The organism is Pseudonocardia sp. ICBG601, assembly GCF_020496245.1.
In genome coordinates this window covers 562613-587101 of sequence record NZ_JAHLJA010000152.1, presented here as the reverse complement: position 1 = coordinate 587101, position 24489 = coordinate 562613, and the positions used below count along the sequence as shown (strand labels likewise).

Sequence of the window (24489 nt, the reverse complement as noted above, 5' to 3'; positions counted from 1 at the left end):
GTGCGGCGCGTCGCGGGGGAGCGGAGCTCGTCACCCCGCGGCCCGCAGCGGGGTGGCCCGGGAGCGGGGCGCGTCCGCGGTGACCGGTGCGTGCCGGGCGGTCAGGTCGGCGGTGATCCGGGCGTAGGCACCCGGGTCGACCGGCAGCAGCCACTCGCCGAACCGGCGACGGCGGCCGATGCCCGCCCCGAGGTCGGACAGCATCTCGTCGATGTTGTGCAGGGAGAACGGGATGATGTTCGTGCCGCGGGCGTGCTTGCCCTCGGTGCGCTCCTCCATCCAGCGCAGCCGCTCCTGGACGAACGCCCGGCGCTCCTCCACCGACGGCAGGTCGATCCCGCCCGCCAGGTGCACACCGATCCACAGCGCCGCGACCTCGGCCGACAGCGGGGACAGGAACGACGAGTTGTACCCGCAGAAGCTCAGGTCCGCCACGGTGTGCGGGTGGATCTGGCGGTAGAGCTCGAAGTTGCCGCGCTCGTCGACCAGCCGGTCCCGCACGTCCTGGGACAGGAACGGCACCCGCTGGTGGAACCCCGTCGCCGCGACGACGACGTCGGCCGGGACCTCGGTGCCGTCCTGCAGGATCGCGACGGGCCTGCCGTCGCGGGCACCGAGCGCGCTGATGAGCGTGTCCCGGTGGACGGTGATCGAGCCGTCGGCGACGGCCTCGTAGAAGCCCTCGGTGGCCAGCGACACCGTGGACCGCGCGATGTCCTCCAGCGACCCGTCCGGCACCAGGCCCAGCTTCTGCAGCTTCAGCTGCCGCACGATCTGGCCCTGCAGGCTCGACATCATGCCGTTGCGGACACCCCGCCCGGCGCCGTGCAGGAACTTCTCGAAGCCGACCAGGTGGGCGTAGCGGAACAGGCCCTCGCCGAGCCGGGTGAGCAGCAGGTACTTGTAGTTCAGGGCACCGCCGATCCGGCGCGGCATCTTCCACAGCAGCTCGCGCGCCACGACCGTCGTCGAGCGGGACACCGAGTCCAGCGCCACGGCCACGTCGCAGGAGGACTTGCCGTAGCCGATCACGACGACGTCGCGGTCGCGGGCGTCGTCGATGTCGGTGAAGTCCGACGGCGCGCAGTACCGCCCGCCCGCGGCGCGGTACTCCTCGGTGCCCGGGAACGGGGGCAGGAACGGCTCGGAGAAGATCCCGTTCGCGACGACGAGGTGGTCGAACTCGCCCACCCCGGCGGCCGCTCCGGCGGTGGTGACGGTCCAGCCGCCACCGTCGCGCGGCTCGGCGGACAGCACCTCGGTGTCCGTGCGCACCAGGTCGCGGATGCCGAAGTGGCGGGCGTAGGCCTCCAGGTACTCCTGCACCTGCTGCCCGCTCGGCCACTCCGGGTAGTGCTTCGGCATCGGGAAGTCCGACAGCGAGTAGGTGCCCTTGTCGTTCTGGGTGGTCAGGCCGGGGTAGCGGCGGCTGGCGCTCCACACCCCGCCGACGTCCGGCGCCTTCTCGAACACGGTGACGTCGTGACCGAAACCGGTCAGGACCTTGGCGGAGGAGAGGCCGGCGAATCCGGCCCCGACGACGGCGATCTTCATGGTGGTCACTCCGAAGCGGTCGCGAGCTGGGGGATGGCGGGGACGGCCTGCTCCGGGCCCATGGCGGAGTAGCCGCCGTCGACGGCCCAGTCCGCGCCGGTGACGGCGGAGGCGGCCGGGGAGAGCAGGAAGGCGACGACGGCGCCGACCTCGTCCGGGTCGGCGACGCGGCCGGTGAGGTGGAACGGGGCGGCGACGCGGTCGGTGTGCGCGCGGTCGGAGCCCGACAGGTCGTCCATGATCTTCGACCAGGTCCAGCCCGGCGAGACCGAGTTGACCCGGATCCCGTCGGCGGCCAGGTCCATGGCCATCGAGCGGGTGACCTGCACCAGCGCCGCCTTGGACGCCGGGTAGACCCACCGGCCGGTCTGGGCGACCTTCGACGAGATCGAGGTCAGGTTGACCACCGCGCCGCCGACCGCGGCGAGGTGCGCCCGTGCGGCGCGGGTCGTCTGGACGGTGCTGACCAGGTTGACGTCGAGGGCGCGCAGCCAGTCGGCGCGGACGGTGTCGGCGCCGTCGTCGAGGTAGCTGCACGCCAGGTTGACCAGGCCGTGCAGGCCGGACGGTGCCGCGACGGCGGAGACGCAGGCGTGCACCGCGTCGTCGTCGGTGATGTCGGTGAGGTGGAACGAGACGCGCCCGCCGAGCTCGTCGAGCAGCGGCTTGGCGCCCGCGGCGTCGACGTCGGCGATCGCGACCGTCGCACCGGCGGCGTGCAGGGCGCGGACGACACCGTGCCCGACCAGGGTGGATCCGCCGGTCACGAGGATCGTGCGGCCGTGCAGGTCAGTCATGGGAGCCTCCGAAACAGAACGGTCATCTAGCGGACCCGTGATGGCAGTCATCTTTTGGCTATATAGTCGGGGTGACTATCCCCACCACGCGGTCGCTGTCCGGGGGACGCGGCCGGGACGACGGAGCCGGGGTCGAGCACGAGGAGGTGCCATGACCGAGGTGCTGAGCGGTTTCTGCCGGGTGCACTCGCCCGATCTGGAGGAGGCGCGCGAGCGCGTCGGCGAGGTGTTCTGCCCGCATCGGCTCGAACCCGTCGACCGCGGCATCCCGACGCCGGTCCGGTTCAACACGGCCGGGTTCGGGGCGGTCGGGCTGTCGTACCTGTCCTACGGGGCGTCGGTGCGGATCCGCCCGCAGCCGCTGCGCTCGTTCGTCCTGGTGCAGATCCCGCTGTCGGGCCGGGCGCTGGTGCGCACCGGCGGCACCGAGGTCGTCTCCGACCCCACGACGGCGTCGGTGCCCGACCCGGACGCCGGGCTGGACATGACCTGGGAGGCCGGCAACGAGCAGCTGATCGTGCGGGTCGAGCGCGCGGCACTGGACGCCCAGCTGCACCGCATGCTGGGGCGGCCGCCGTCGAAGCCGCTGCGCCTGGCGACCAGCGTCGACCTGCGGACGCCGGCGGCACGGTCCTGGCTCTCGACCGTCGACATGGTCCGCACCGACCTCGACGGGCCCGGCGGCCTCACCCACCCCGTGCTGCGCGCCCAGGTCGAGCAGCTGCTGATGAGCCAGCTGCTCGCCGCGGTGCCGCACTCGGCGACCGAGGAGCTGCTCGCCGTCGCCGACCCGGCACCCGCGGTGCCGAAGGTGATCCGCCGGGCCGAGGCGCTCATCGAGGGGCACGCGCGGGAGCCGCTGACCGTCGACGACGTCGCCGAGGCCGTCGGGCTGTCCGTGCGCAGCCTGCAGGAGGGCTTCCGCCGCCACCTCGACACCACACCGACCGCGCGGCTGCGCGACGCCCGCCTCGCCGGGGTGCGCACCGAGCTCGCCGACGCCGACCCCACCCGGTGCACCGTCTCGCAGGTCGCCGCGGACTGGGGGTTCGGGCACCTCGGCCGGTTCGCCGTCGCCTACAAGGAGCGGTTCGGCGAGTCGCCGTCGGACACCCTGCGCGGATAGGCCCACGCCGCGCGGACAGTCACCGCGCACAACGGATGGCCGCACACGCATCGGTGCGACGAAGCTGTCCGGCACGCCCCGCCCGACCTGGAGGTCCCCGTGTCCGTGCTCTCCGCCCTGCTCGACGCCGCCCGTTCCGGATCGGTGCGGGTCGTCGACCTGACCACGCCGTTGCAGTCCTCGACGCCGATCCTGGAGCTGCCCGAGCCCTTCGGGCAGACCAGCCGGTTCGAGCTGGAGGAGATCTCCCGCTACGACGACCGTGGCCCGGCCTGGTACTGGAACAACATCCGCACCGGTGAGCACACCGGCACCCACCTCGACGCGCCGAACCACTGGATCACCGGCAAGGACGGCCTCGACGTCTCGCAGGCGCCGCTGTCGACCCTCGTCGCGCCGGTCGTGGTGATCGACCGGACCGCCGAGGTCGAGAAGGACGCCGACTACCTGCTGCAGATCGCCGACGTGCAGGCGTGGGAGGCCGAGAACGGCCCGCTGCCCGAGGGCGGCTGGCTGCTGCTGCGCACCGGGTGGTCCGCCCGCGGTGAGGACGAGGCGGCCTTCGCCAACGCCGACGAGAACGGCCCGCACACCCCCGGCGTCGCGCCGGAGTGCGCGCGGTGGCTGGCGCGCGAGACCCCGATCACCGGCCTGGGTGTGGAGACCGTGGGCACCGACGCGGGGCAGGCGCCGAACCTGGAGCCGGCGTTCCCGTGCCACTCGGAGCTGATGGGCGCCGACAAGTGGGGCCTGACCAGCCTGCGCAACCTCGACCAGCTCCCGGCGACCGGCGCGGTGCTCGTGGTGTGCCCGCTGCCGATCGTCGGCGGCTCGGGCAGCCCGGCGCGCGTGCTCGCGCTCGTCGAGGGCTGAGCCGTGCACGCCACGTACGACGCCGTCGTCGTCGGCGGCGGGATCAACGGCCTGGCGGCCGCCGCCCGGCTGGCCCGGTCCGGCTGGTCGGTCGCCCTCGTCGACGACCACGACCGGATCGGCGGGTTCGTCGCCGCCCAGGAGCAGGACGGGTTCGTCCGCGACACCTGGTCGAGCTGGCACCCGCTGTTCGTCACCGGCCCGGCCTACGCCGCGTTCGGTGCGGACCTGCACCGGCACGGTCTCGCCTACGCCAACACCGACGGCCCGCTCACCGCGACGGTCGCGGGTGACGGCTCGGTCGCGCTCGCCCACCGGTCGGTCGACGAGACCGTCGCCGGGTTCGCCGAGGCCGCCGACCGCGACGCCTACCGCGCCATGATCGACCGCTTCGGTGCGCACGCCGCCGGGATCGGCGGGCTGCTCGGCTCCGAGCTGCACGCCCCCGGCACGCTCGGCCCGGTCGCGACCCTGGCCCGCGCCGCGGGCGTCGCCGGGATGGAGACCTACGCCCGCGACACGCTGACCTCCGGCCGGTCCTGGATGCGCGCGCGGTTCGCCGGTCCGGAGACCGACCGGCTCTGGGCGCCGTGGCTGCTGCACGCGGGCCTGGCCCCGGACTCCGCGTCCGGCGGGCTGATGGTCCCGATCTTCGCCGCGACCATGCACGGCGCCGGGCTGCCGGTCGTCGCCGGTGGGGCGGGCCACTTCCTCACCGCCTGGGAGCGGCTGCTCGACCAGCTGGGCGTCGCCGTGCACACCGGCCGCCGGGTCGAGCGGGTCACGGTCGGGTCCGGGCGCGCGACGGGCGTCGCCGGCGACGGGTTCGCGTTCCGGGCGCGCCGTGCGGTGCTGGCCTCGGTGACCCCGCCCGCGCTCTACGGCTCGCTGCTCCCGCCCACCGTGGTGCCCCCGCCGGTGGCCGAGGCCGCCGCCCGCTACCGCCCCGGCCGCGCCGCGATGCAGATCCACGTGACGCTGTCCGGGCCGGTCCCGTGGGCCGACGCCCGGCTGGCCGGGGTGCCGCTCGTGCACGTCTCCGACGGCTCGTCCTCGACCGGGATCGCCTGCGCGGAGGCGGAGGCGGGGCTGCTGCCGCGCCGGCCGACCGTCGTCGTGGGGCAGCAGCACGTGCTCGACCCGACCCGGGTCCCCGAGGGTGCCGCCGCGCTGTGGCTGCAGCTCCAGGAGCTGCCCTTCGCCCCGGTCGGCGACGCGGCGGGCGAGCTGGACACCGCCGACGGCTGGGACCGCAAGCTCGCCGAGGGCTACGCCGAGCGCGTCCTCGACCGGGTCGCCGCGCACGCGCCGGGCCTGCGCGAGCTCGTCGGCCGGGTCGACGTGCTCGACCCGACCGCGATCACCGCGCACAACCCGAACGCACTGTGCGGGGACCCCTACGCCGGGTCGGCCGAGCTGGACCAGAACTTCTGGTGGCGCCCGCTGCCCACCTCCGGCGGGCACGCGACGCCGGTGCCCGGGCTGTGGCAGATCGGCGCGTCCACCCACCCCGGCCCGGGGCTGGGCGGGGCGTCGGGGTTCCTGGTCGCCGACCGGCTCGCGACCCCGGGGCCGGTGGCCCGGCTCCGCGGGCGTCTCACCGGGCGCTGACCCGACGCTGCTCCTCCGATCCCGCCGAGATCGGAGGAGCGGTCACCCGCGACGACGCCGGGCGGTCTCCGAGGGCAGCTCGCCGTAGCGGTCGCGGTAGTCGTGGGCGAACCGGCCCAGGTGGCCGAAACCGCAGGCGTACGCGACGTCGGAGACCGGGGCGTGCCCGTCCTCGACGAGCACCCGGTGCGCCCGGGCCAGCCGGACCTCCCGCAGCGCCGTCGCCGGGCCGGTGCCGAGCCGGCGGCGGAACTCCTCCTGCAGCCGTCGCACACCGACCCCGGAGGCGCGGGCGATGTCGGCGACGGTGACCGGCTCGGCGTGGTGTGCCTCGATCCAGGCCAGCGCCCGGTCGACGGCGTCGGCGGGCCCGGCGGCGGCCTCGTCGCGCAACGCGTCCGACGCCGTGTGCGGCTGGGTCAGCAGCACCGCGGTGAGCAGCTGCTCCGACAGCACCCGGCGGACCAGCGGCGCGGGCCGCCCGCCGCACTCGGTGAGCACCGCGCACGTGGTGCGCCAGGCCTGGTCGAGCAGCGACGGCGGCGCGGCCGGCGTCGCCGCCCCCGGCGGGAGGAACCGCAGCGCGTGCCCGGGCGGGCGCCCGGTGAGCGCGGCCAGCTGCTCCTCCAGTCGCCCCGCACCGGCCGAGACGACCAGCGCCCCGGCGACCGGGTCGGGCTCCATCAGGGTGTGCGCGTCGGCGGCCAGCACGAACGGCCCGGGCACGATCCCGCCGTCGGCGATGCCGGGGGCGCGCACCCGCATCGGGCCCAGCGGCACGGTGAGGGCGAACCGGTTGCGGGTGGGGAAGGCGTCGACGGTCACCTCGGCGCCGTAGCGCACGAACGCGACGTTGACGCCGTCGAGCCCGGCGACCGCGACCGCCCCGTCGGGACGGCCGCGGCGCACACCGATCTCGTGGACCACCGTGACCTGGGCGACCTCGTCGCGCAGCTCGGCGAGGCGGTCGCTGCGCCGCGCCGGCAGGGCGGGCGACGACGGCTCGGTCACGGTCACCTCCGGCTCAGACCGGGAGGCGGATGCCCCGCGCCTCGAGCCGGGGGAGCACCTCCTGGGCGAAGTATCCCAGCTCACCGAGGTAGTCGACGAACGACAACGTCATTCCCGCGAACCCCGCCTCGTGGAAGGCGACGATCCGGTCGGCGACCTCGTCGGGGGTGCCGACGAGCGGGCAGGAGCCGTGCCCCGCGGCGAAGCGGTGCCGGAAGGTCTCCAGCATCTCGGGGGTGAAGGACTGCGCGTGCATCCCCTGCAGCCGCATCAGGTTCTCCACCGCGGCCCAGTCGGCGTTCTCGTCGGCGTAGTACCGCAGGTAGTCCTCGGCCTCGGCGCGGGTGGGACGGCAGACGACGTGGCCGAGGGTGAACGTCCCGACCCGGCGGTCGTACTGCTCGCGGGCGCGGTCCCGGATGCCCGACACGATCGCCGCACCGTCCTCGGGCCCGCCGACCACGGTGAACGCGACGTCGGCGTTGCGGGCGGCGTAGTCGCGGCCCTGCGGGGACGACCCGGCGTTGAGCACCGGCAGCGGCCCGTCGTGCGGCTTCGGCATGCCCTCGACCCCCTCGAGCCGGAAGAAGCGGCCCTCGTGGTCGAAGCGGCCCTGCTCGGTCCAGATCCGGTGGATGACGTCCCACCACTCCTGGGCCAGCTCGTAGCGGGCGTCGTGGTCGGTGGGCAGGGTCGCGCCGAGAGCCCGGTACTCGGGCTCGTTCCAGCCGGCGACGATGTTGATCCCGGCGCGCCCCTGCCCGACGAGGTCGGCGGTCGCGAGCTGCTTGGCGACGACGACCGGGTGGTGGAAGGCGGTGTGCACCGTCGCGAAGACGGTGATCCGCCGGGTGCGGGCGAGCAGCGCGGCGGCCAGCGTCGTCGGGTCCAGGACGCCCTCGTGGAAGTTGGTCTCGCCGCCGTAGCCGATCCAGCGGGCGATCGGCAGCAGGAAGTCGATCCCGACCTCGTCGGCCAGCTCGGCGAGCCGGAGGTTGTCCTCCCAGCTGCCCGACCAGCGCTCCGGCACGCGGGTGACCGCGAGGCCGGAGGAGCAGTTGGCGGAGAACAGCCCGAGCTTGAAGCCCTTGCCGTCCGCGACGGGCTTGACCATGGTCGCTCCTGGGATGGGGTCGTGGAGTGGTGCGGCGAGTGTGGGCGGCGTCGCACCCACTCCACGATCCGATCCGCGCGGCCGCTGGCCGGACCGCGCACACCCACTGTTACGTCTGCGTGGCGGCACCCCGCGGCACCAGCGCCATGACGATCGCGCCCAGTACGGCGGGGATCGCGAAGGCGAGGAAGTTCGCGGCGAACCCGGCCCCGGTCGCCATCACGACGCCGCCGTAGAGCGGGCCCGCGATGGCTCCGATGCGGCCGATCCCCAGTGACCAGCCGAGTCCGGCGGCGCGCAGGTGCTCCGGGTAGAAGGTGGCGGTGTAGGAGTTGACGATGATCGTCGTGCCGATCGTGCAGGCCCCGGCGACGGCGATCAGGCCGAGCAGCACCGGCGTCGGGAAGCGGTTCATCAGCAGCAGGATCGACGCCGCCGCGGTGAGGAACATGCCGGTGACGACCGGGCGCGGCCCGACCCGGTCGGCGAGCGCCCCGAGCAGCGGTGCCCCGACGATCGCGCCGAGGTTGAGCGCCAGCAGGAACGCCAGCGCCCCGCCCAGCGGGTAGCCGGCCTGGCGCATGATCTGGGCGAGCCAGGTGTTGAGGCCGTAGACCAGCAGCAGCCCGAACCCGGTGCCGACCCAGAACAGCAGCGTCCCGCGCAGGTGGTGGCGGTCGAGCAGCGCCCGCAGCCCGGCGCGGCCGGTGCCGGCCGGGGCGTCGCCGGGGACGGGCATCCCGTAGCGGGCGGCCAGCGCGGCCGCCTCCTCGCGGCGACCGCGCCCGACCAGGTAGGACACCGACTCCGGCAGCGCCACGGCGACGACGACGAGCAGCACCGCGCCGACCCCGGCGCCGATCCAGAACAGCGCCCGCCAGCCCAGCTGCTCCAGCAGCACGATCCCGGACAGCGCCGCGACGACACCGCCGACGGAGTAGCCGGAGAACATCAGCGCGTTCGCCGCGTTGCGCCGCCCGGCGGGGGCGTACTCGACGGTCAGCGCGATCGCGGTCGGCACCACCCCGCCCAGCCCGACGCCCGCGACGAAGCGCAGCAGCCCGAACACCTCCGGCGAGGGCGCGAGCGCGCACAGCGCCATCGCGATCGAGAACCAGGCGATGCAGAGGATCATCAGCCGCCGCCGCCCGATGCGGTCGGTGACCGTCCCGGCCAGCAGCGCGCCGACGAGCATGCCGACCAGCGCCAGCGAGCCGATCCAGCCCGCGGTGCCCGCATCGAGGGCCCACTCGCCGGAGATCAGGGTGGGCAGCACGGTGCCGTAGACGATGAGGTCGTAGCCGTCGACGACGATCGCCGTCCAGCACAGCGCGATGACCCAGGCGCGGGAGCGGGTCCCGGTACCGGGTGGTGCGGAACGGTCGGACACGTCGGTCATGCGTACCTCCTCGGACGGCTTCGTCGAGGACGCACCTTATGTCGCTTACGTGCCGCGCGTCACCATCCGGGCATGACGAACCGTGTCCGGGTCCGGTCGCGCTGTGTCCGGACCCGGACGGCCCCGCACCGGCGGGGTGCCGGGTCAATCGGTCGGGGCGTCGACCCCGGTCCCGGCGTCGTCCGGCTCCCCGGCTCCCCCGACGGGTTTCGGCTCGGCCGCGCCCTCGGACGTGGTGTCCGCGGACTCCTCGCGGTCGGCCTCGGTGTCCCCGGCGTCGATCCGCTGGCCGAGCACCCGTTCCTCGAGCTCGTCGAGCGCACGTTCCGGGTCGATCGGGGGGCTCGCGCGTCCGGTGTCGTTCTCGTCGTCACTCACTCGACGGGGATACCCGGACCCCGCGAGGCCCATACCGGCAGCGGGAGACTCAGAGTCCGACGGTCGGCTGGTCCAGGCGGACCCGGGCCAGGCGCTCCACCAGTTCGGGCAGCGCGCCCACCGGGCTGCCCCGCAGGTCGTCGCAGGCCTGCGCGACGGCGGCGACCACGGCGTCGCGGCTGATGGCCGGGCCGAGCTCGTCGAGCAGCCGGCTGACGGCGTCGGTGGCCCGGGCGAGGTCCGGCGTCACCGCAGGCCACCGGCGGACCGGCGGCAGGTGCACGTCCGACGACGACACGAACGGAGTCCGGAACGGATACCCATCTGCGTGTCGGTCATGACGATCCTTCCGTCGATCTTCACCCGGCCGAGGCGTGGTTACCCCGGGAGCGGGCACCTCAATCGCGTCGGGACGGGTGAACCCGCGACCACGGAGCGCGATCATGACACCCTGTCTCGTTCTGAGACGGACCGCGTGACGCCCCGTCCGGCGGGTACGACCGGGGCATGGACAACGATGCCCAGGACCCCCGGGACGCACCCGACCCGGCAGGCGAGCAGTTCGAGACCGAGCAGAACACGGTGGAACGGCAGGCACCCGGCCGCACCGCCGACGAGGCGGGCACCGAGCCGGGCGTGCTGCCCGACGACCCGCCGTTGGTCGGGGAGGACACCACCGCCGCGCCGCCGTCGGACGACTGAGTCAGGCCCCGGCCTGCTCGCCCCGTCCCCGTGGCGGGTCGAGCAGGCCGTGGTGCAGGGCCCGCAGCACCGCGCGGGTCCGGTCCCGCGTCCCCAGCTTCGCCAGCACGCTGGACACGTGGTTCTTCACCGTGCCCTCCGCCAGCACCAGGACCTGCGCGATCTCGCGGTTGCTGTGCCCGGCGGCGAGCAGCCGCAGCACCTCGACCTCACGGGCCGACAGGTCCTGCGGGGCGAGACCGGACACGTCGTCGGACGGGGGCGGGCCGTCGCGCACCGCCCGCAGCAGCCGGTCGGTGACGGCCGGGCTGATCAGGGTGCCGCCGTCGGCGAGGGTCCGCACCGCGCCGACGAGCTGGTCCAGGGTCACGTCCTTGAGCAGGTAGCCGCGGGCCCCGGCGCGCAGCGCGGACAGGACCAGCTCGTCGTCGTCGAAGGTGGTGAGGACGAGCACCGGCACGTCGAGCCCGCGCGAGCGCAGCTCGGCCAGCGCCCACAGCCCGTCGTGACGCGGCATGCGCAGGTCCAGCAGCACCACGTCCGGCTCGTGCTCGGCGACGGCGGCCACCCCCTCCGCGCCGTCCCCGGCCTCGGCGACGACCTCGACGCCACCGGCCAGGCCGAGCAGCCCGCGGATGCCGTGGCGGACCAGGGTCTGGTCGTCGACGAGCACGACGCGGACCGTCGTGGCCCCCGGTCCGGCACCGCCCGGGCCCGCACCGGCCCTCACGGCAGCACCGCGGTCACGGCGAAGCCGCGCGGTGCGGCCGGGCCCCAGTCGACCGACCCGCCGAACGCCCCGGCCCGCTCGGCCAGGCCGCGCAGCCCGTTGCCGGGGACCGCGCCGGCGGCGGCGCCACGGCCGTCGTCGCGGGCGGCCAGCCGCAGACCGCCGCCCGGCACGGGGGACAGGTCGATCCACACGGTGTCGGCGTCGCCGTGCCGGATGGCGTTGGTGAGGATCTCCTGCACGCAGCGGACCACCGCGAGGGTGCGCTCCTCGTCGGCGGCGACCCCGTCGGCGACGCGCACGTGCACCACCGGGCGGGGCAGCTGCTCGCCGATCCGTTCCAGGGTGGCGGCCAGGTCGGGGGCGCGGCTGCGCAGCTGCCCGACGGTCGTGCGGACGTCGGCAAGCAGGTCACCGGCCAGCGCACGGGCCCGCGCGACGTGCCCGCCCGGGTCGTCGCCGGTGTGCGTCGCGATCTCCAGCTCCAGGGCGAGCGCGGTGAGCTGGTGCCCGACGAGGTCGTGCAGCTCCCGGGAGATCCGCAGCCGCTCCTGGGTCCGGCTGGTCTCGGCGAGCGCGGCGCCCGCGGCCGCGAGCTCGGCGTGCGCGGCGGCGAGGCGTCGGCGCGACGCCTCCTCGCGGTGCAGCGCCACGATGAGCAGCACCGAGGCGCTCTGCAGCAGCAGGTAGATCGCGCCGGTGACCGCCGCGACCTGCACCGACCCGCCCGCGACCAGCGTCGCCGCGGCGGCCACCCCGACGTTGCCGACGACGATCGCGGCGGTCGCCGGGCCCCGCAGGTGGTAGGTGGAGACGGACGCGGTGACGACCAGGAAGATCGGCAGCCAGCCGAACTGCGCGCCGAGCAGGACCAGCGACGCCGAGGCGAGCACCATCAGCGCGAGCAGCGCGCGGGCCGCGACCACCCCGACGACCTCGTCCAGCCAGCCTCCCACCACCAGTGCGAGAAGGAACGCGGCGTAGGCGGCCCACCACAGCCACGGCGGGCCCAGGGGGCTCGCCGTCCCGGCGGCCTGCTCCAGCGCCACCGGGACGGCGAGGATGCCGCACAGGACGGTCATGATGAGCCCGGCCACGACGTTCGGGTCGATCCGGCGCATACCGGACACGGTAGGGCACGGTGCGGCGCGGGCACCGGTGCCGGAAGTCATGGTCCGGGGTCACGACGTCCGGCACTGACCCCGGCGCCCGCCCGGCCGCCACCGTGGACGGCATGGATGCGATCGAGGTGCACCGGCTGCACAAGCGCTACGGCGACACGGTGGCCGCCGACGGGGTCGACCTGTCGGTGCCCGCGGGGTCGGTCGTCGGGCTGCTCGGACCCAACGGAGCCGGCAAGACGACGACCGTCGAGTGCGTCGCGGGGCTGCGTGCCCCCGACTCCGGCACGGTTCGGGTGCTCGGGCTCGACCCGCGCCGCGACCGCCGCGCCGTGCGCGCGGTCCTGGGGGTGCAGCTGCAGGAGGCGGCCCTGCACGACATGCTCACCGCCGCCGAGCTCGTCGGCCTGCACCGGTCCCTACACCGCACCGGGCGGGAGCCGGCGGAGCTGCTCGACGCGGTCGGGCTGTCCGCGCAGGCCGGGACCCGCTTCGACCGGCTCTCCGGCGGCCAGGCGCAGCGCCTGTCGGTGGCGCTCGCGCTGGTCGGGGCGCCCCGGGTGGTGGTCCTCGACGAGCTGACCACCGGCCTGGACCCGGCGTCCCGGGAGACCGTGCTCGACCTGGTGCGCGACCTCGCCGCCGACGGTGTCGCGGTACTGCTGGTCAGCCACCGGATGGACGAGGTCGAACGGCTCTGCGACCGGGTCCTGCTGCTCGACGCGGGCCGGGTCGTCGCCGACGCGACCCCGGCCGGGCTCGTCGCGGCCGCCGGGCTCGGGGAGTACGTCCGGTTCCGGACCGACGCCGGGTTCGACCGGGCCGGGCTGCTCGCCCTGCCCGGCGTCGCGGAGGTGTCCCGGGTCGGGCACGAGGTCACCGTGACCGGCGGGGGCGGGCTGCTGGGCCCGGTCGGGGCCGAGCTGGTCCGGCAGGGTGTCGTCGCCACCGGGCTGCGCGCCGAGCGCCCTGGTCTCGACGAGGCGTTCCTGGCGCTCACCGGGGACCGGGGCCGCGAGTCGACGGCGGGGGAGGTGGCGGCGTGAGCGCCCCGGTCCGGTCCGGGCTGCCGCTCGCCGGGTGGCGGGCGCTCGTCGTCGCGGAGCTCAGGATGGTCGTCCGGGACACCGCGGGCCTGGTGGTCCCGCTGGTGCTGCCGCTGCTGATCCTGGTGATGGTCGGCGCGACGGTGCCGGAGCTGCCCCCCGACGTCCTCGGCGACCGCTCGGTGGTGGAGGTCGTCGGGCTGCCGATCGCGATCGCCACGGTGCTCGCCCTGGTCGGCATGGTGAACGTGCCGAGCTTCGTGGCGGCCTACCGGCGCAGCGGGGTGCTGCGCCGGCTCGGGGTCACCCCGGCGGGCCCGGTCCCGGTGCTGGTGGCGCAGGCGGTGGTCGGGGTCGGGCAGGTCGCGGCCGGTGTCGGCGTCGCGCTGGCGGTCGCGGTGCCGGTGTACGGCGCGCGGATGCCCGCCGCGCCGTGGGCGGCGCTGGGCGGGCTGGTCCTGGCCACGGCGGCGTTCTTCGCGGTGGGCGCGCTGGTCGCGGCGCTGGCCCCGACGGCGAACGCGGCCGTCGCGGGCGGGGTCCTGCTGTTCTTCGGCACCGGGCTGCTCGGCGGCATGTTCGGCGACCCGCGGAAGCTGCCCGGCCCGCTCGCCGAGATCGGCCGGTCCCTGCCCTACGGCGCGACGTCGGAAGTGCTCGGGACGGCGTGGCGCGGGGTCCCGCCGGACACCGGCGCCGTCGTCGGGCTGGTCGTCGCGCTGCTGGTCGGCGCGGTGGGCGCGGTCCGGTTGTTCCGCTGGGACCGCTGAGGCGGGCCCCGTTCGGTCCGCGGGACCGAACGGGGCGCCGATCTTCGGTCCCGACGACCGAGGAATCGCGGGCCGATCTCCCTAACGTCTGCTCACAACATCCCGTCAGAGCCGACGCGAGGAGGAATCCGATGCGGACCTACGCACTGTCCGAACCGGTGAACGGTGAACACACCTGGCACGACGGCAAGCGCTACGCCTGGCTGCTGGGCCTGCTGGTCCCGGTCCTGCCGTTCCTCGCGATCGGTCTGCACCTGGCCACCGGCTGGTCGGTGGCGCTGTGGCTGGGTCCGATCGTCGTGCTCGGCATCGTCCCGACGATCGACCTGTTCGCGGGCAAGGACCCGACGAACCCGCCGGACGAGGTGATGGAGGAGCTGGAGGAGGACCGCTACTACCGCTGGGTCACCTACGCCTACCTCCCGCTGCAGTACGCGGGCCTGTTCGCCGGGATGTTCTACATCGCCACGGCCGGGGCGCCGGTCGTCGGCAACATCGGTCTCGCGGTCACGCTCGGCACCGTCGCCGGCGTCGCCATCAACACCGCCCACGAGCTGGGCCACAAGCGCGAGGACGTGGAGCGCTGGGCCGCGAAGATCGCGCTCGCCCCGGCGTTCTACGGCCACTTCTACGTCGAGCACAACCGCGGCCACCACGTGCGCGTCTCCACCCCGGACGACCCGGCCTCGGCCCGGATGGGCGAGAGCTTCTACCGGTTCTGGCCGCGCACCGTGTTCGGCTCGCTGACCAGCGCCTGGCGCCTGGAGCGCAAGCGCTACGCCCGCCGCGACCGGCACCCGTTCCGGATCGGCAACGACGTCCTCAACGCCTGGCTGATGTCGGTGGTGCTGTGGGGCGCGATCATCGCGCTGTTCGGCTGGGGCGTGCTGCCCTACCTGCTGATCCAGGCCGTCTTCGGGTTCACCCTGCTCGAGCTGGTGAACTACATGGAGCACTACGGGATGCTGCGCCAGAAGGTCGGCCCGCCGGACCGCCGCCGCTACGAGCGCGTGCTGCCCGAGCACTCCTGGAACTCCAACAACATCGCCACCAACGTGCTGCTCTACCACCTGCAGCGACACTCCGACCACCACGCGAACCCGGTCCGCCGGTTCCAGACGCTGCGCGACTTCCCGGAGGCCCCGGTCCTGCCGACCGGCTACACCGGGATGATGCTGGCCGCGACCGTCCCGCCGGTGTTCCGCCGGCTGATGGACCCGCTGGTGGTGGCCCACTACGACGGCGACCTGCGCTTCGCCAACCTGCAGCCCGGCAAGCGTGACAAGCTCCTCGCCGCGTACCCGCCGCCCGCCGACCCGGCTCCGGTCGCCGACACCGCCGCCGACGTCACCCGCCGCGCGCAGAGCGACGCCGTCACCGCGGCCCGCTGCCCCGGCTGCGGGTACACCTACGAGGTCGCCGCGGGCAACGAGGCCGAGGGCTTCCCGGCGGGGACCCCGTGGTCGCAGATCCCCGACGACTGGTGCTGCCCGGACTGCGGGGTCCGCGAGAAGGTCGACTTCGTCGCGCTGACCACCGAGGAGGTCTGATGCGCATCGTCGCCGACCTCGACGCCTGCCAGGGCATCGGGATGTGCGAGGCCATGGCCGACGGCTGGTTCGAGGTGGGGGAGGACGACGTGGTCGTCGTCCGCGACGAGCACCCGCCCGAGTCCGAGCGGGCCCACGTGGACGCCGCCGTCCGCGCCTGCCCCGCCCGCGCACTGGCCCTGGAGAACTGAGCCCTCCACCCGACGCCCGCCCGGCACCGGATCCCCGGAGCCGGGCGGGCGTCGCGCTACGGTCGGTCCCGTGTCGACGGTGACCGCCCTGCTCGCCCGCCTCGCCACCGAGGTCCGCGACGACGTCGAGGCGCTCGGTGCGCGGGTGCTCGTCGAGATCGACGCCGGGCTGCCCGAGCTCGGCCGCGACCCCCGCGTGCGCGAGCTGCTGGTCGCCACCGTGCAGGGCTCGCTGGAGGGCGCGCTGGTCGTGCTGACCGGCCGGGCCCCGGACGACGTGCCGCTGCCTCCGGTCGCCGGGGAGCTCGCCCGCCGACTCGCCCAGCAGGGGGTCCCGGTCACGGTCGTCCTGCGGGCCTACCGGCTGGGCCAGTCGGTGTTCCAGCAGGAGCTCATCGGCCGCATCGCCGGGTCCGGGCTGGGGACCACCGAGGTCGGCGACGCCGTCCGGGCGCTCACCGCGGTCGCCTTCGGCTACGTCGACCGGGTCTCCGAGGAGATGGTCGCGGTCCACCAGGCCGAACGCGACGGCTGGGTCCGCCGCCGCGACGCCGCCCGGCTCGCGATGGTCGACGCCGTGCTCGCCGGGCGCGGCGGCACCGTCACCGAGGTCGAGACGGCGCTCGGGCACCCGGTCGCGGGGGAGCACCTGGCCGCCGTGCTCTGGGTCGACCCGGACGCCCCCGATCCCGGCCGGGCCCTGGAACGTGCCGTCGCCGACGTCGGCGCCGCCCTCGGCTGCACCCGCGCCCCGCTCGTCGTCGCCCCGGACGCGGTGACCTCCTGGGCCTGGTACCCGGGTGCGGGCGGGCCGGTGACCCTGCCGCCCGGACCGGTGTCGGTCGCGCTCGGCGGCCCCGGCCGCGGCCTCGACGGGTTCCGCGGCGCGCACCGCCGGGCCCGCCGGGTGCAGGAGGTGGTCACCGCCGCCGCTCCCGCCGCCCGGCTCCCGGTCACCACCGCCGACGACCTGGGCCCGCTGCTGCTGCTCGACGCGGGCACCGACCTGCTCGCCGACCGGGTCGCCGAGATCCTCGGCGACCTCGCGATCGACGACGAGCAGCACGCCCGGCTCCGTGACACCCTCGCCGCCTACCTGCGCGGCGGCGGCAGCCTCGTCGCGGCGGCGGGCGAGCTGCACCTGCACAAGAACACCGTGCAGTACCGCCTGCGCCGCGCCGAGGAGGTGCGGGGCCGGCCCCTCGGCGACGACCGGCTCGACGTCGAGGTGGCGCTCCTGGCCTGCCGGGTCCTCGGGACGGCCGTGCTGCGCCCGGCCGACTGACCGGGTCTGCGCGCCGACCCCCCCCGGCTGCGCTGGTCGGGCGACCACGCTGGTCCGTCGGCTGAGCAGGCCCACCGATCGCGCTGGTCCACGGCCACGCTGGTCGGCCGGCCGCTCATCGACCGGCCGGCCGCGTGCTGATCCACTGCTCGCGCGGAGCGGATCATGCTGCCCGTGGGAGCCGTTGCGCGACGGCGGCGAAGTCGTCGAGGTCGTCCCAGGTCCAGCGCACGACCGTGCGCACCCCGGGCCGGGCCCGCAGCGCGTCCTCCCGCCGCTTCTCCCGGACGACGGCGTCGGCCGCGCTGTCTCCCGGGTGCCCCGGCCGCCCGTACTTGCCGAGGCCGTCGAACTCCCCGACCACCCCGTGGTCCGGCCACCAGAAGTCGACGACCCCGATCCGGTGGCCCCGCCCGTCGAGCACGGGGTGCTGCAGCACCGGCCTCGCCACGTGCAGGCGTGCCATCCGGACGCGGCTGCGCGACTCGCCGGGCCCGTCCGCGCGGGCGTCGGCGAAGGCGACGACCGCCCGGGCCCGGCCGACGCCGTGGCGTCCGCAGGCGGCGAGCACCGCGTCGCATAGCCGGTCCGGCGTGACGAGGTGGCGGTGCAGGGCCGCGTCGGCGACGGCCACGGCGGTCTCGAACGGCCCGGTGCGGGCCAGGTCGACGACGGTGCGGGCCACCGACGTCGTCGGGATACCTCGGACGTCGACGACGTCGTCGGCGGGCAACGGGGAGGCGTGCACGCGCAACCGCGGTCCGCCGCGCCCGCCGGACACGCGGTCCCGGGTCACGTGCACCGTGGTCAGGGGCACGCCCCAGACCGGCAGGCCGTGTCGTACGGCGGCGGACGGGCCGCTGACCACGGCCCCGGGGGCGAGGGTCGGGAACGTCGCCTCCACCAGGGTCGCGTGCCGCGTCGAGGCGAACCGCAGACGCTCGTCGCCGGTCTCCAGGTACACGCCGGGTCGCAGCCCGGTCCAGCGACCGGTGCGCAGGGCGGCGCGGATCTCGGCCTCGGTCGTCCCGAGTCTCAGCAGGTCGCGGCGCAGCAGCGGTTCGTCCACGGTTCCGACCCTGCCTGCGCCCGGCGCCCGCGCCGGAGCGGATCCGCCACCTGTGGAGCATTCCCGCGATTGTGGACGGGCACCCGATGATCGCCTTCTCGCGCGGTGATCCGCTCGGCGCGCGCGTCCGGACACGCGCGCGGAGCGGATCAGCGCGCGGGCGAAGGATCAGCGCGCGGGCGGGCGGGGGATCAGCGCGCGGGCGAAGGACCGGCGCGCCGACGGCGGGTCGATGTGGGAGCAACGGAGCCCTGCGGGGGCATCAGAGCCCTGCGGCAGCCGCGGACCAGCGCGCGGGCGGCGGGTCGATGCAGGAGCGGCGGAGCACTGCGGCAGCGGCGGACCGGCGCGGGCGCGGAGGGGCCGGGCGGGCGGTGGGTCAGAGCTCGCCCGCGAGCACCTCGTGGCCGCGCAGCCGGGGCAGCCGCAGCACGACGGCGTCGCGGTCGTCGCGGGTGGGGCGGGTGCAGTGCGGGCAGCGGACCCCGGCGGCGTCGCCGTGGCGGGCGGCGCGGCACAGGGGCACGACGGTGGCCGGAGCGGGTGCCTCGTGAGCAGGCATCGGCGTACCCCCGGGACGTCGTCGTCGTGTGGTCACCCCAGGTTAGCGCAGTCGGTGTGGCCCCCGTCACCCCGTCGTCGTCACGCCGCGGTCGGCGAGGTGGGTGCGGTAGAGGCCGGCGTGCCGGTCCGCGGCCGCCGTCCAGGTGTGGGCGGCGGCCAGCGTGCGACCGGCGGCCGCCCGCCGCGGGTCGGGGACGGCCAGCGCGTCGGCGAGCGCGGCGGCGAACCCGGCCGGGTCGCGGGCGAACCGTGCCGCGTCGCCGAACACCTCGCGCAGCACCGGCAGGTCCCGGGTCACCAGCGGGACCCCGGCGGCCAGTGCCTCCATCGCGGCCAGGCCGAAGCCCTCCTTGGCCGACGGGAACGCGAACGCCGCCGCGCCCGCCACCAGGCCGGGCAGCGCGTCGTCGTCGACGGGGCCGAGGATGTCCGGGACGACGCCCAGCTCGTCGGCCCGGGTGAGCACCCGGGCGCGGTAGTCGCGGTAGTCGAACAGCGTCTCGCCGCCGCCGATCACCAGGCGTGTCCCCGGCCCGAGCAGCGCCATCGCCTCGACCAGGTCGGCGGTGCCCTTGCGCGGCTCGATCCCGCCGACCGACAGCACGTAGCGGCCGAACCGGGCCCGCCACGGCGCACCGGCGCCGGTGTCGGCGGCCCGGGCGAACCGGGCGGCGTCGACGCCGTTGCCGATCACCGTCGCCTCCCGGCCCCAGCCGGCGCGCACCTCCGCGGCGACGGCCCGGGACACGCACACCAGCGCCGCCGGTCCGACCAGCGCGCGTTCGTGGCAGGCGGCCAGCTCGGGGGTGCTGAAGTCGTCGAGGTGGTGCACGGTGCGCAGCAGCGAGCCGTAGCCGTGCGCGCGGCCCTCGGCGTTGGCGGACAGGCAGTCCTGGGCGTGCCGCACGTCGACCGCGGGGGCGTCGGCCAGCCCGGCGGCCAGCAGGTCGATCGAGCGGAGGATGCGGGCGCCGACGGTCTCGCCGTCGATCTCCGGAACCGGGACCAGGTGCACCGCGACGCGGGGGTCGACGGCCCGGAAGAAGCCGGTGTCCCCGCCCCGGGCCAGGGAGAACACCGCGACCTCGTGCCCGGCGGCGGCGAGCGCCTCGGCCAGCGCGAGGGTGTGCACGACCCCGCCGCGCGGCTTGGTGGAGTAGGTGGACAGCCGGATCCGCACCGCTCAGCCCCGGTACAGGTCGGGTCGGCGTTCCTTGAGGTGGTGCAGCACCGCGCGGGCGGAGCCGATCATCTCCTCGGGCTCGACGTCGGCGACGGCGAGCCCGCCCTTGGACCAGGTGCGGGCCAGGATGTCCCCGCCCGGCCCGACGACCTTCGCCCGGCCCAGGAAGTGCAGCGATCCGTTGCGCCCGCTCTGGTTCGCCGACAGCAGCAGCACCTGGTTCTCGGCGGCGCGGGACTGGTCGTAGAGGTCGAACAGCCGGGCCTGGCGGTCCTGCGCCATCCGGGGTGCCCGGTTGGTCAGCGAGGTCGGCCAGGCCGACAGGCAGGCCAGCAGCTGCGCGCCGTCGAGCGCGAGCGAGCGGGCCGACTCGGGGAAGGTCTTGTCGTGGTCGATGAGCATCCCCATCCGGCCGGCGGGGGTGTCGAACGCGGTGAACCCGTCCCCGGCGGCGAACAGGCCGGCGACACCCGCGGGCTGGTGCACCTTGCGGTGCCTGCCGAGCACGCCGTCCCCGGTCAGGCAGACCGCGGAGTTCCACCGCACGCCCGGCTCGGGGCCGGCCTCGCAGAACCCGACGCACACCACCATCTCCCGGGCGAGCGCGGCGACCGCGCGCACCTCGGGGCCGTCCGGGTCGAGCTCGGGCGGCAGGACCGCGCCGTCGTCCGGGTCGGCGGGGTCGGGGCTGCGCAGGTCGTGCACGTAGCCGCCGAGGGCGCCGTCGGGCAGCACCAGCACGCTCACGCCCTGCTCCCGGGCGTGCGCGACGATCACGCCGATCCGCTCCAGGTCGAACGCGACGTCCCGGGTGAAGTTCGCGGCCGCCGCGGCGACGCGCACCTCACACCCCCGCGCGGACCGGACCCGGCCCGTAGGCCGCCGGGCGGCGGTCGCGCAGGTGCCCCATGACGCGGCGGGCGGCGTCCACGGATGCGTCGACGTCGACGGTGGCGACGGCCAGCCCGGCCTCGCTGCCGGTGGCCGCGAGCACCTCGCCCCCCGGGTCGACGATCTTGGCGTTCGCCACCAGCTGCATGTCGCCGAACCTACCGGCCTGGTTCGCCGAGACCCAGACGAACTGGTTCTCCAACGCGCGGGAGCGGTCGTGCAGGTCGAAGCGGCGGGCCCACCGGTCCTCGGCGAGCACCGGGGCCCGGTTCGTCCGCGACGCCGGCCACGCCGACAGGCACAGCACGGTCCGGGCGCCGTCGTCGGCCAGCGCGCGGGCCGCCTCCGGGAACGCCTTGTCGTAGCAGATCATCATGCCGGTGCGGCCGTACGGCGTGTCGAACGCGGCGAACCGGTCGCCCGCGGCGTAGCTGGAGTTCTCGTTGATCGGCTGGTGCACCTTGCGGTGCCGCCCGAGCACCCCGTCCCCGGTGACGGCGACACAGGAGTTGTAGGGCCGCCCGCCGGATGCGGCGTCCCCGGTCTCGCAGTACCCGGCGGCGACGACCATGTCCCCGGCCAGCGCGGCCAGCCGCCGGACCTCCGGCCCGTCCGGGTCCAGCTGAGGGGGCCGGTCGGCGGGGGTGCCGGGCACGTCGTGCAGCGACGACAGGTACCCCCCCATCGCCGCCTCGGGCAGCGCGAGCACCTGCACCCCGGCCGCGCGGGCCCGGTCGACCGTGGCGGCGATGCGGGCGAAGTCCTCGTCGAGGTCGCGGACGAAGCCCTGCGCGGCGGCGCCGAACGTCGTGGGCGTCATCGGATCTCCTCGGGGTGGGGGACGGGGGCGCCGGCGCGGCCCATGCCGGTGACACCCTCGGTGACGGCCTCGGTCTGCTCGCCGTCGGGCCAGCGCAGCCGGACCCCGGCACCGGCGACGAGCTCGCCGCACTCGGCGGAGACCGCGGGGCCCGCGTCGGGGGCGGGTGCGCCGGGGTCGTCTGCGGTGAGCAGGCCGAACCCGGGGAAGCAGGTGAACCAGTCGCCCGCGGTGGCGCCGTCCGGCCGGGGGACGGCGGCGACGTCGAGGACGGCGCCGACGCCGGAGGCCTCGGCGAGCATGCCGAGGGTTCCGGCGAGCCCGGCCATCGACACGTCCTTCGCCGCGGCGGGGCGGTGCGGCGCGTCCGGACCGATGGCGCCGACGGTCGCGGCCAGCTCGGCGCGGGTGCGCGAGGTCGTCGAGTCCCACTGGCGTCCGGTGTAGCCGGGACGCCAGCCGCCGCCGAGATCGGTGGTGAGCCGCACCCGGTGCCCGGGCCGCCCGCCACCGGCGGGGACGGGGCGGTCGGTGCGTCCGAGCGCGGTCAGCGACAGCGCCGCGGGCACGTCGAGCTGGGTGTGCCCGCCGAGCAGCGGGACGCCGTAGGCGTCGGCCGCCGCACGTACCCCGCTCAGCACGCGGTGGGCGAAGGAGGCGTCCCGGGCGCCGACGGCGTCGAGCAGCCCGACCGGGGCGGCACCCATCGCCGCGAGGTCGTTGACGTTGACCAGCACCCCGGCCCAGCCCGCCCACTCCGGGTCGCGCTCGACCATCGCCGGCACGATCGCGTCGCAGCAGGCCACGACGTCGGTGCCCGGGACGGGGGCGCCGTCGTCGCCGACGAACCCGGCCGGGCCGAGGCCGCCGACCAGCGCACCCAGCGGTGCCTTGGTGGCGACGACGAGGTCCTGGACGCGGGTCACCGGCCACCGCATCGTGACGTGCGGGGCCCCGGCGACCTCGCAGTCGCGGACCCGGGTCCAGCCGAGCCGGTCGAACAGGACCGCGCCCGCGGCCTGGACGTCGGCGTCGAAACGCAGGACGCCGGCGGCCTCGGCGCGCGCGCAGGCGGCGCGGACCAGTGTCGCCCCGACGCGGACCCCGGTGCGGCGTCGCGCGGTGGGGGCGACGACCAGCCTGCTGCCGGTCCACCACCCGATGTCGGGGTGGGCCGCCCGGGCCGGGCCGAGGCGCACCCCGCCGAGCAGGGTCCCGTCGGCGTCGTGGGCGAGCAGGACGACGACGCGCGGGTCGGCGTCGTAGTCGTCGAGGTCGGCGGTGGGCCGGTCGGGGAACAGGCCCTGCTCGACGCAGAACACCGCGCGGCGCAGCGCCCGGTACCCGGCGACGCCGGGGTCGCGCGCGTCGTCGGCGCGGGCCTCGCGGACCGTCACCGCAGGGGTTCCGCCGGTGCGGGCCGGGCGGCCGCCGAGCAGCTCGTCGGCGATCCAGCGCGGCGCGGGGGTCAAGTGGCGGGGCGCCCCGGTCACGAAGCGGGGGCGTGGGTCGGTGGTGCTCATGCTCAGCCCCCCGCCGCGGACAGCGCGCTGCACGCCCCGCAGGCCGCGCAGCCCGCGGCCTGGTCGGCGCCGCGCATCCCGGCGGCGCGGAGCACCGCGGCGACCCGGTCGGTGACGTCGGCGAGCAGGTCCGGGTCGGGGGCGGGCACCCCGTCGGCGAAGGCGAGGGTGCCGGGCAGCGGCCGGTAGGGGACGACGAACGGGTACACCCCGGCCGCGACCAGCTCCGCGGCGCCGGCGACGAGCTCGTCGGGGTCCTCGCCGAGGCCGACGATGAGGTAGGTCGACACGGCGTTCGGGCCGAACACCCGCACGGCCTCGTCCCAGGCCGCCCGGTACTGGGACAGCGGGACGGTGGCCTTGCCGGGCATCCAGCGGCGCCGGACGTCGTCGTCGAGGGACTCGACGTGGATGCCGATCGCGTCGGCACCCGCGGCGGCCAGCTCGGCGAGCACACCGAGGTCGTCGGGGGCGGGCGGCTCGCACTGGACCTGGACCGGCAGCGCGGGGACGCGCTCGCGGATCGCGCGCACGCAGCGCAGCAGGTGCCGGGCGCCGCGGTCCCGGCCGTTGGAGGTGCCGGTGGTCAGCACCATCTGGCGCACCCCGTCCAGGCGGACCGCGGCCTCGGCGACCTCGGCGAGCTGGTCGGGCGTCTTCACCGCCGTCGTCGCGCCGGAGGCCAGGGACTGCTCGATCGCGCAGAACCGGCAGCGGTCGGCCTCGCCGTAGCGCACGCAGGTCTGCACCACCGTGGAGGCGAGCACGTCGTCGCCGTGCAGGCGGGCGATCTTCTCGTAGGGCACGCCGTCGGCGGTGGTGAGGTCGTAGAACGCCGGCCGGGCGACGGTGTCGACCGCGACGCCCATGTCGGTCACGCCGCCGCCGGGCTCGCGGCGCAGCAGCCGCCCGTCCCGCAGCCGGTACGGGGAGTCGGCGACGATCGGGACGGTGGTCGCCAGCCCGTCGACGAGGACGTGCCCGTCGGCGGACGGGCCCGCCCCGCCGGGGCGGCGCAGCGGGATGACCGAGCCCAGGTCGGTCACGCCGGAGGGCCGGTCCGGCCCGGTGCCGGTGTCGGGGTCGAGCGCCACGCCGCGGACGGCGAGCTCGGCGCGGGCCCGCAGACCGGGCTCGGTACGGGACGGTGCGGACATGCGGGCGGACCTCCGGGGATGCGA

General features: G+C 75.9%; 25 protein-coding genes. 9 read left to right on the top strand and 16 right to left on the bottom strand.

Annotated elements, in window-relative coordinates:
- Positions 1-30 precede the first annotated feature (30 nt).
- The gene (locus tag KPL57_RS53130) at positions 31-1554 is read right to left on the bottom strand and encodes an NAD(P)/FAD-dependent oxidoreductase (RefSeq protein ID WP_226358041.1); all 1524 of its coding nucleotides are present in this window, start codon (positions 1552-1554) and stop codon (positions 31-33) included.
- Positions 1555-1559: 5 nt separating this feature from the next.
- Positions 1560-2351, bottom strand: a complete 792-nt coding sequence (locus tag KPL57_RS53125) for an SDR family oxidoreductase (RefSeq protein ID WP_226357993.1) — start codon at positions 2349-2351, stop codon at positions 1560-1562.
- 151 nt (positions 2352-2502) lie between these two features.
- Here KPL57_RS53125 and KPL57_RS53120 point away from each other — a divergent pair, with 151 nt between their 5' ends.
- The 3 genes from KPL57_RS53120 to KPL57_RS53110 all read left to right on the top strand — a co-directional run bounded on the left by KPL57_RS53120 (position 2503) and on the right by KPL57_RS53110 (position 5961).
- Positions 2503-3477, top strand: a complete 975-nt coding sequence (locus tag KPL57_RS53120; RefSeq protein WP_226357992.1) for an AraC family transcriptional regulator — start codon at positions 2503-2505, stop codon at positions 3475-3477.
- Positions 3478-3576: 99 nt separating this feature from the next.
- Positions 3577-4350 carry a cyclase family protein gene (locus tag KPL57_RS53115; RefSeq protein ID WP_224401959.1) on the top strand — a complete coding sequence of 258 codons (774 nt, stop codon included), beginning with the start codon at positions 3577-3579 and terminating at the stop codon, positions 4348-4350.
- A gap of 3 nt (positions 4351-4353) precedes the next feature.
- Positions 4354-5961: an NAD(P)/FAD-dependent oxidoreductase gene (locus tag KPL57_RS53110; protein ID WP_226357991.1), complete on the top strand. Its 1608-nt coding sequence runs from the start codon at positions 4354-4356 to the stop codon at positions 5959-5961.
- Between the two features lie 42 nt (positions 5962-6003).
- Here KPL57_RS53110 and KPL57_RS53105 read toward each other — a convergent pair whose 3' ends face one another.
- From KPL57_RS53105 to KPL57_RS53085, 5 genes are all read right to left on the bottom strand, one after another.
- Complete coding sequence (locus KPL57_RS53105) at positions 6004-6972, bottom strand: AraC family transcriptional regulator (protein ID WP_226357990.1); 969 nt, start codon at positions 6970-6972, stop codon at positions 6004-6006.
- A 13-nt stretch (positions 6973-6985) separates the two neighbouring features.
- The gene (locus tag KPL57_RS53100) at positions 6986-8086 is read right to left on the bottom strand and encodes an LLM class flavin-dependent oxidoreductase (protein ID WP_226357989.1); all 1101 of its coding nucleotides are present in this window, start codon (positions 8084-8086) and stop codon (positions 6986-6988) included.
- 109 nt (positions 8087-8195) lie between these two features.
- Positions 8196-9485 (bottom strand): aromatic acid/H+ symport family MFS transporter, encoded by a 1290-nt coding sequence (locus KPL57_RS53095; RefSeq protein WP_226357988.1) that lies wholly within the window; start codon positions 9483-9485, stop codon positions 8196-8198.
- Between the two features lie 144 nt (positions 9486-9629).
- Positions 9630-9863, bottom strand: coding sequence for a hypothetical protein (locus KPL57_RS53090; RefSeq protein ID WP_226357987.1), 234 nt, complete (start codon positions 9861-9863; stop codon positions 9630-9632).
- Between the two features lie 49 nt (positions 9864-9912).
- Positions 9913-10161 carry a hypothetical protein gene (locus KPL57_RS53085; RefSeq protein ID WP_226357986.1) on the bottom strand — a complete coding sequence of 83 codons (249 nt, stop codon included), beginning with the start codon at positions 10159-10161 and terminating at the stop codon, positions 9913-9915.
- Positions 10162-10370: 209 nt separating this feature from the next.
- Between KPL57_RS53085 and KPL57_RS53080 the strand changes: the two genes are divergently transcribed.
- Positions 10371-10565, top strand: a complete 195-nt coding sequence (locus KPL57_RS53080) for a hypothetical protein (RefSeq protein ID WP_226357985.1) — start codon at positions 10371-10373, stop codon at positions 10563-10565.
- Between the two features lies 1 nt (position 10566).
- Here the strand turns inward: KPL57_RS53080 and KPL57_RS53075 are convergent, their stop codons facing one another.
- Positions 10567-11295: a response regulator transcription factor gene (locus tag KPL57_RS53075; RefSeq protein ID WP_226357984.1), complete on the bottom strand. Its 729-nt coding sequence runs from the start codon at positions 11293-11295 to the stop codon at positions 10567-10569.
- The gene (locus tag KPL57_RS53070; protein ID WP_226357983.1) at positions 11292-12416 is read right to left on the bottom strand and encodes a sensor histidine kinase; all 1125 of its coding nucleotides are present in this window, start codon (positions 12414-12416) and stop codon (positions 11292-11294) included. The genes KPL57_RS53075 and KPL57_RS53070 overlap by 4 nt, the downstream gene beginning before the upstream one ends.
- 113 nt (positions 12417-12529) lie before the next feature.
- Here KPL57_RS53070 and KPL57_RS53065 point away from each other — a divergent pair, with 113 nt between their 5' ends.
- From KPL57_RS53065 to KPL57_RS53045, 5 genes are all read left to right on the top strand, one after another.
- Complete coding sequence (locus KPL57_RS53065; RefSeq protein ID WP_226357982.1) at positions 12530-13462, top strand: ABC transporter ATP-binding protein; 933 nt, start codon at positions 12530-12532, stop codon at positions 13460-13462.
- Complete coding sequence (locus tag KPL57_RS53060) at positions 13459-14232, top strand: ABC transporter permease (RefSeq protein ID WP_226357981.1); 774 nt, start codon at positions 13459-13461, stop codon at positions 14230-14232. Before KPL57_RS53065 ends, KPL57_RS53060 begins: the two co-directional genes overlap by 4 nt.
- Before the next feature lie 131 nt (positions 14233-14363).
- Entirely contained in the window at positions 14364-15782 is a 1419-nt protein-coding gene (locus KPL57_RS53055) for a fatty acid desaturase (protein ID WP_226357980.1), read from the top strand.
- Complete coding sequence (locus tag KPL57_RS53050; protein WP_062396337.1) at positions 15782-15973, top strand: ferredoxin; 192 nt, start codon at positions 15782-15784, stop codon at positions 15971-15973. The genes KPL57_RS53055 and KPL57_RS53050 overlap by 1 nt, the downstream gene beginning before the upstream one ends.
- A gap of 70 nt (positions 15974-16043) precedes the next feature.
- Positions 16044-17258 carry a CdaR family transcriptional regulator gene (locus KPL57_RS53045; RefSeq protein WP_226357979.1) on the top strand — a complete coding sequence of 405 codons (1215 nt, stop codon included), beginning with the start codon at positions 16044-16046 and terminating at the stop codon, positions 17256-17258.
- Positions 17259-17421: 163 nt separating this feature from the next.
- Here the strand turns inward: KPL57_RS53045 and KPL57_RS53040 are convergent, their stop codons facing one another.
- From KPL57_RS53040 to KPL57_RS53010, 7 genes are all read right to left on the bottom strand, one after another.
- Complete coding sequence (locus KPL57_RS53040) at positions 17422-18327, bottom strand: hypothetical protein (protein ID WP_226357978.1); 906 nt, start codon at positions 18325-18327, stop codon at positions 17422-17424.
- A gap of 379 nt (positions 18328-18706) precedes the next feature.
- Positions 18707-18889: a hypothetical protein gene (locus tag KPL57_RS53035; protein ID WP_157818271.1), complete on the bottom strand. Its 183-nt coding sequence runs from the start codon at positions 18887-18889 to the stop codon at positions 18707-18709.
- Positions 18890-18955: 66 nt separating this feature from the next.
- Positions 18956-20071: an MSMEG_0565 family glycosyltransferase gene (locus KPL57_RS53030; protein WP_226357977.1), complete on the bottom strand. Its 1116-nt coding sequence runs from the start codon at positions 20069-20071 to the stop codon at positions 18956-18958.
- Between the two features lie 3 nt (positions 20072-20074).
- A complete protein-coding gene (locus tag KPL57_RS53025) occupies positions 20075-20917 on the bottom strand; it encodes a carbon-nitrogen hydrolase family protein (protein ID WP_226357976.1) in 843 nt (280 codons plus the stop codon).
- Position 20918: 1 nt separating this feature from the next.
- On the bottom strand, positions 20919-21785 hold the full coding sequence (locus KPL57_RS53020; protein ID WP_226357975.1) for a carbon-nitrogen hydrolase family protein: 867 nt from the start codon (positions 21783-21785) through the stop codon (positions 20919-20921).
- Entirely contained in the window at positions 21782-23308 is a 1527-nt protein-coding gene (locus tag KPL57_RS53015) for an MSMEG_0567/sll0787 family protein (RefSeq protein ID WP_226357974.1), read from the bottom strand. The genes KPL57_RS53020 and KPL57_RS53015 overlap by 4 nt, the downstream gene beginning before the upstream one ends.
- 2 nt (positions 23309-23310) lie before the next feature.
- Complete coding sequence (locus tag KPL57_RS53010) at positions 23311-24465, bottom strand: MSMEG_0568 family radical SAM protein (protein ID WP_226357973.1); 1155 nt, start codon at positions 24463-24465, stop codon at positions 23311-23313.
- Positions 24466-24489: the final 24 nt, after the last annotated feature.

Coding starts and splice junctions, on each gene's coding strand:
- KPL57_RS53130 (WP_226358041.1), bottom strand. CDS start 1,554: ATGAAGATCGCCGTCGTCGGGGCCGGATTCGCCGGCCTCTCCTCCGCC.
- KPL57_RS53125 (WP_226357993.1), bottom strand. CDS start 2,351: ATGACTGACCTGCACGGCCGCACGATCCTCGTGACCGGCGGATCCACC.
- KPL57_RS53120 (WP_226357992.1), top strand. CDS start 2,503: ATGACCGAGGTGCTGAGCGGTTTCTGCCGGGTGCACTCGCCCGATCTG.
- KPL57_RS53100 (WP_226357989.1), bottom strand. CDS start 8,086: ATGGTCAAGCCCGTCGCGGACGGCAAGGGCTTCAAGCTCGGGCTGTTC.
- KPL57_RS53095 (WP_226357988.1), bottom strand. CDS start 9,485: ATGACCGACGTGTCCGACCGTTCCGCACCACCCGGTACCGGGACCCGC.
- KPL57_RS53080 (WP_226357985.1), top strand. CDS start 10,371: ATGGACAACGATGCCCAGGACCCCCGGGACGCACCCGACCCGGCAGGC.
- KPL57_RS53070 (WP_226357983.1), bottom strand. CDS start 12,416: ATGCGCCGGATCGACCCGAACGTCGTGGCCGGGCTCATCATGACCGTC.
- KPL57_RS53065 (WP_226357982.1), top strand. CDS start 12,530: ATGGATGCGATCGAGGTGCACCGGCTGCACAAGCGCTACGGCGACACG.
- KPL57_RS53055 (WP_226357980.1), top strand. CDS start 14,364: ATGCGGACCTACGCACTGTCCGAACCGGTGAACGGTGAACACACCTGG.
- KPL57_RS53050 (WP_062396337.1), top strand. CDS start 15,782: ATGCGCATCGTCGCCGACCTCGACGCCTGCCAGGGCATCGGGATGTGC.
- KPL57_RS53035 (WP_157818271.1), bottom strand. CDS start 18,889: ATGCCTGCTCACGAGGCACCCGCTCCGGCCACCGTCGTGCCCCTGTGC.
- KPL57_RS53020 (WP_226357975.1), bottom strand. CDS start 21,785: ATGACGCCCACGACGTTCGGCGCCGCCGCGCAGGGCTTCGTCCGCGAC.
- KPL57_RS53015 (WP_226357974.1), bottom strand. CDS start 23,308: ATGAGCACCACCGACCCACGCCCCCGCTTCGTGACCGGGGCGCCCCGC.
- KPL57_RS53010 (WP_226357973.1), bottom strand. CDS start 24,465: ATGTCCGCACCGTCCCGTACCGAGCCCGGTCTGCGGGCCCGCGCCGAG.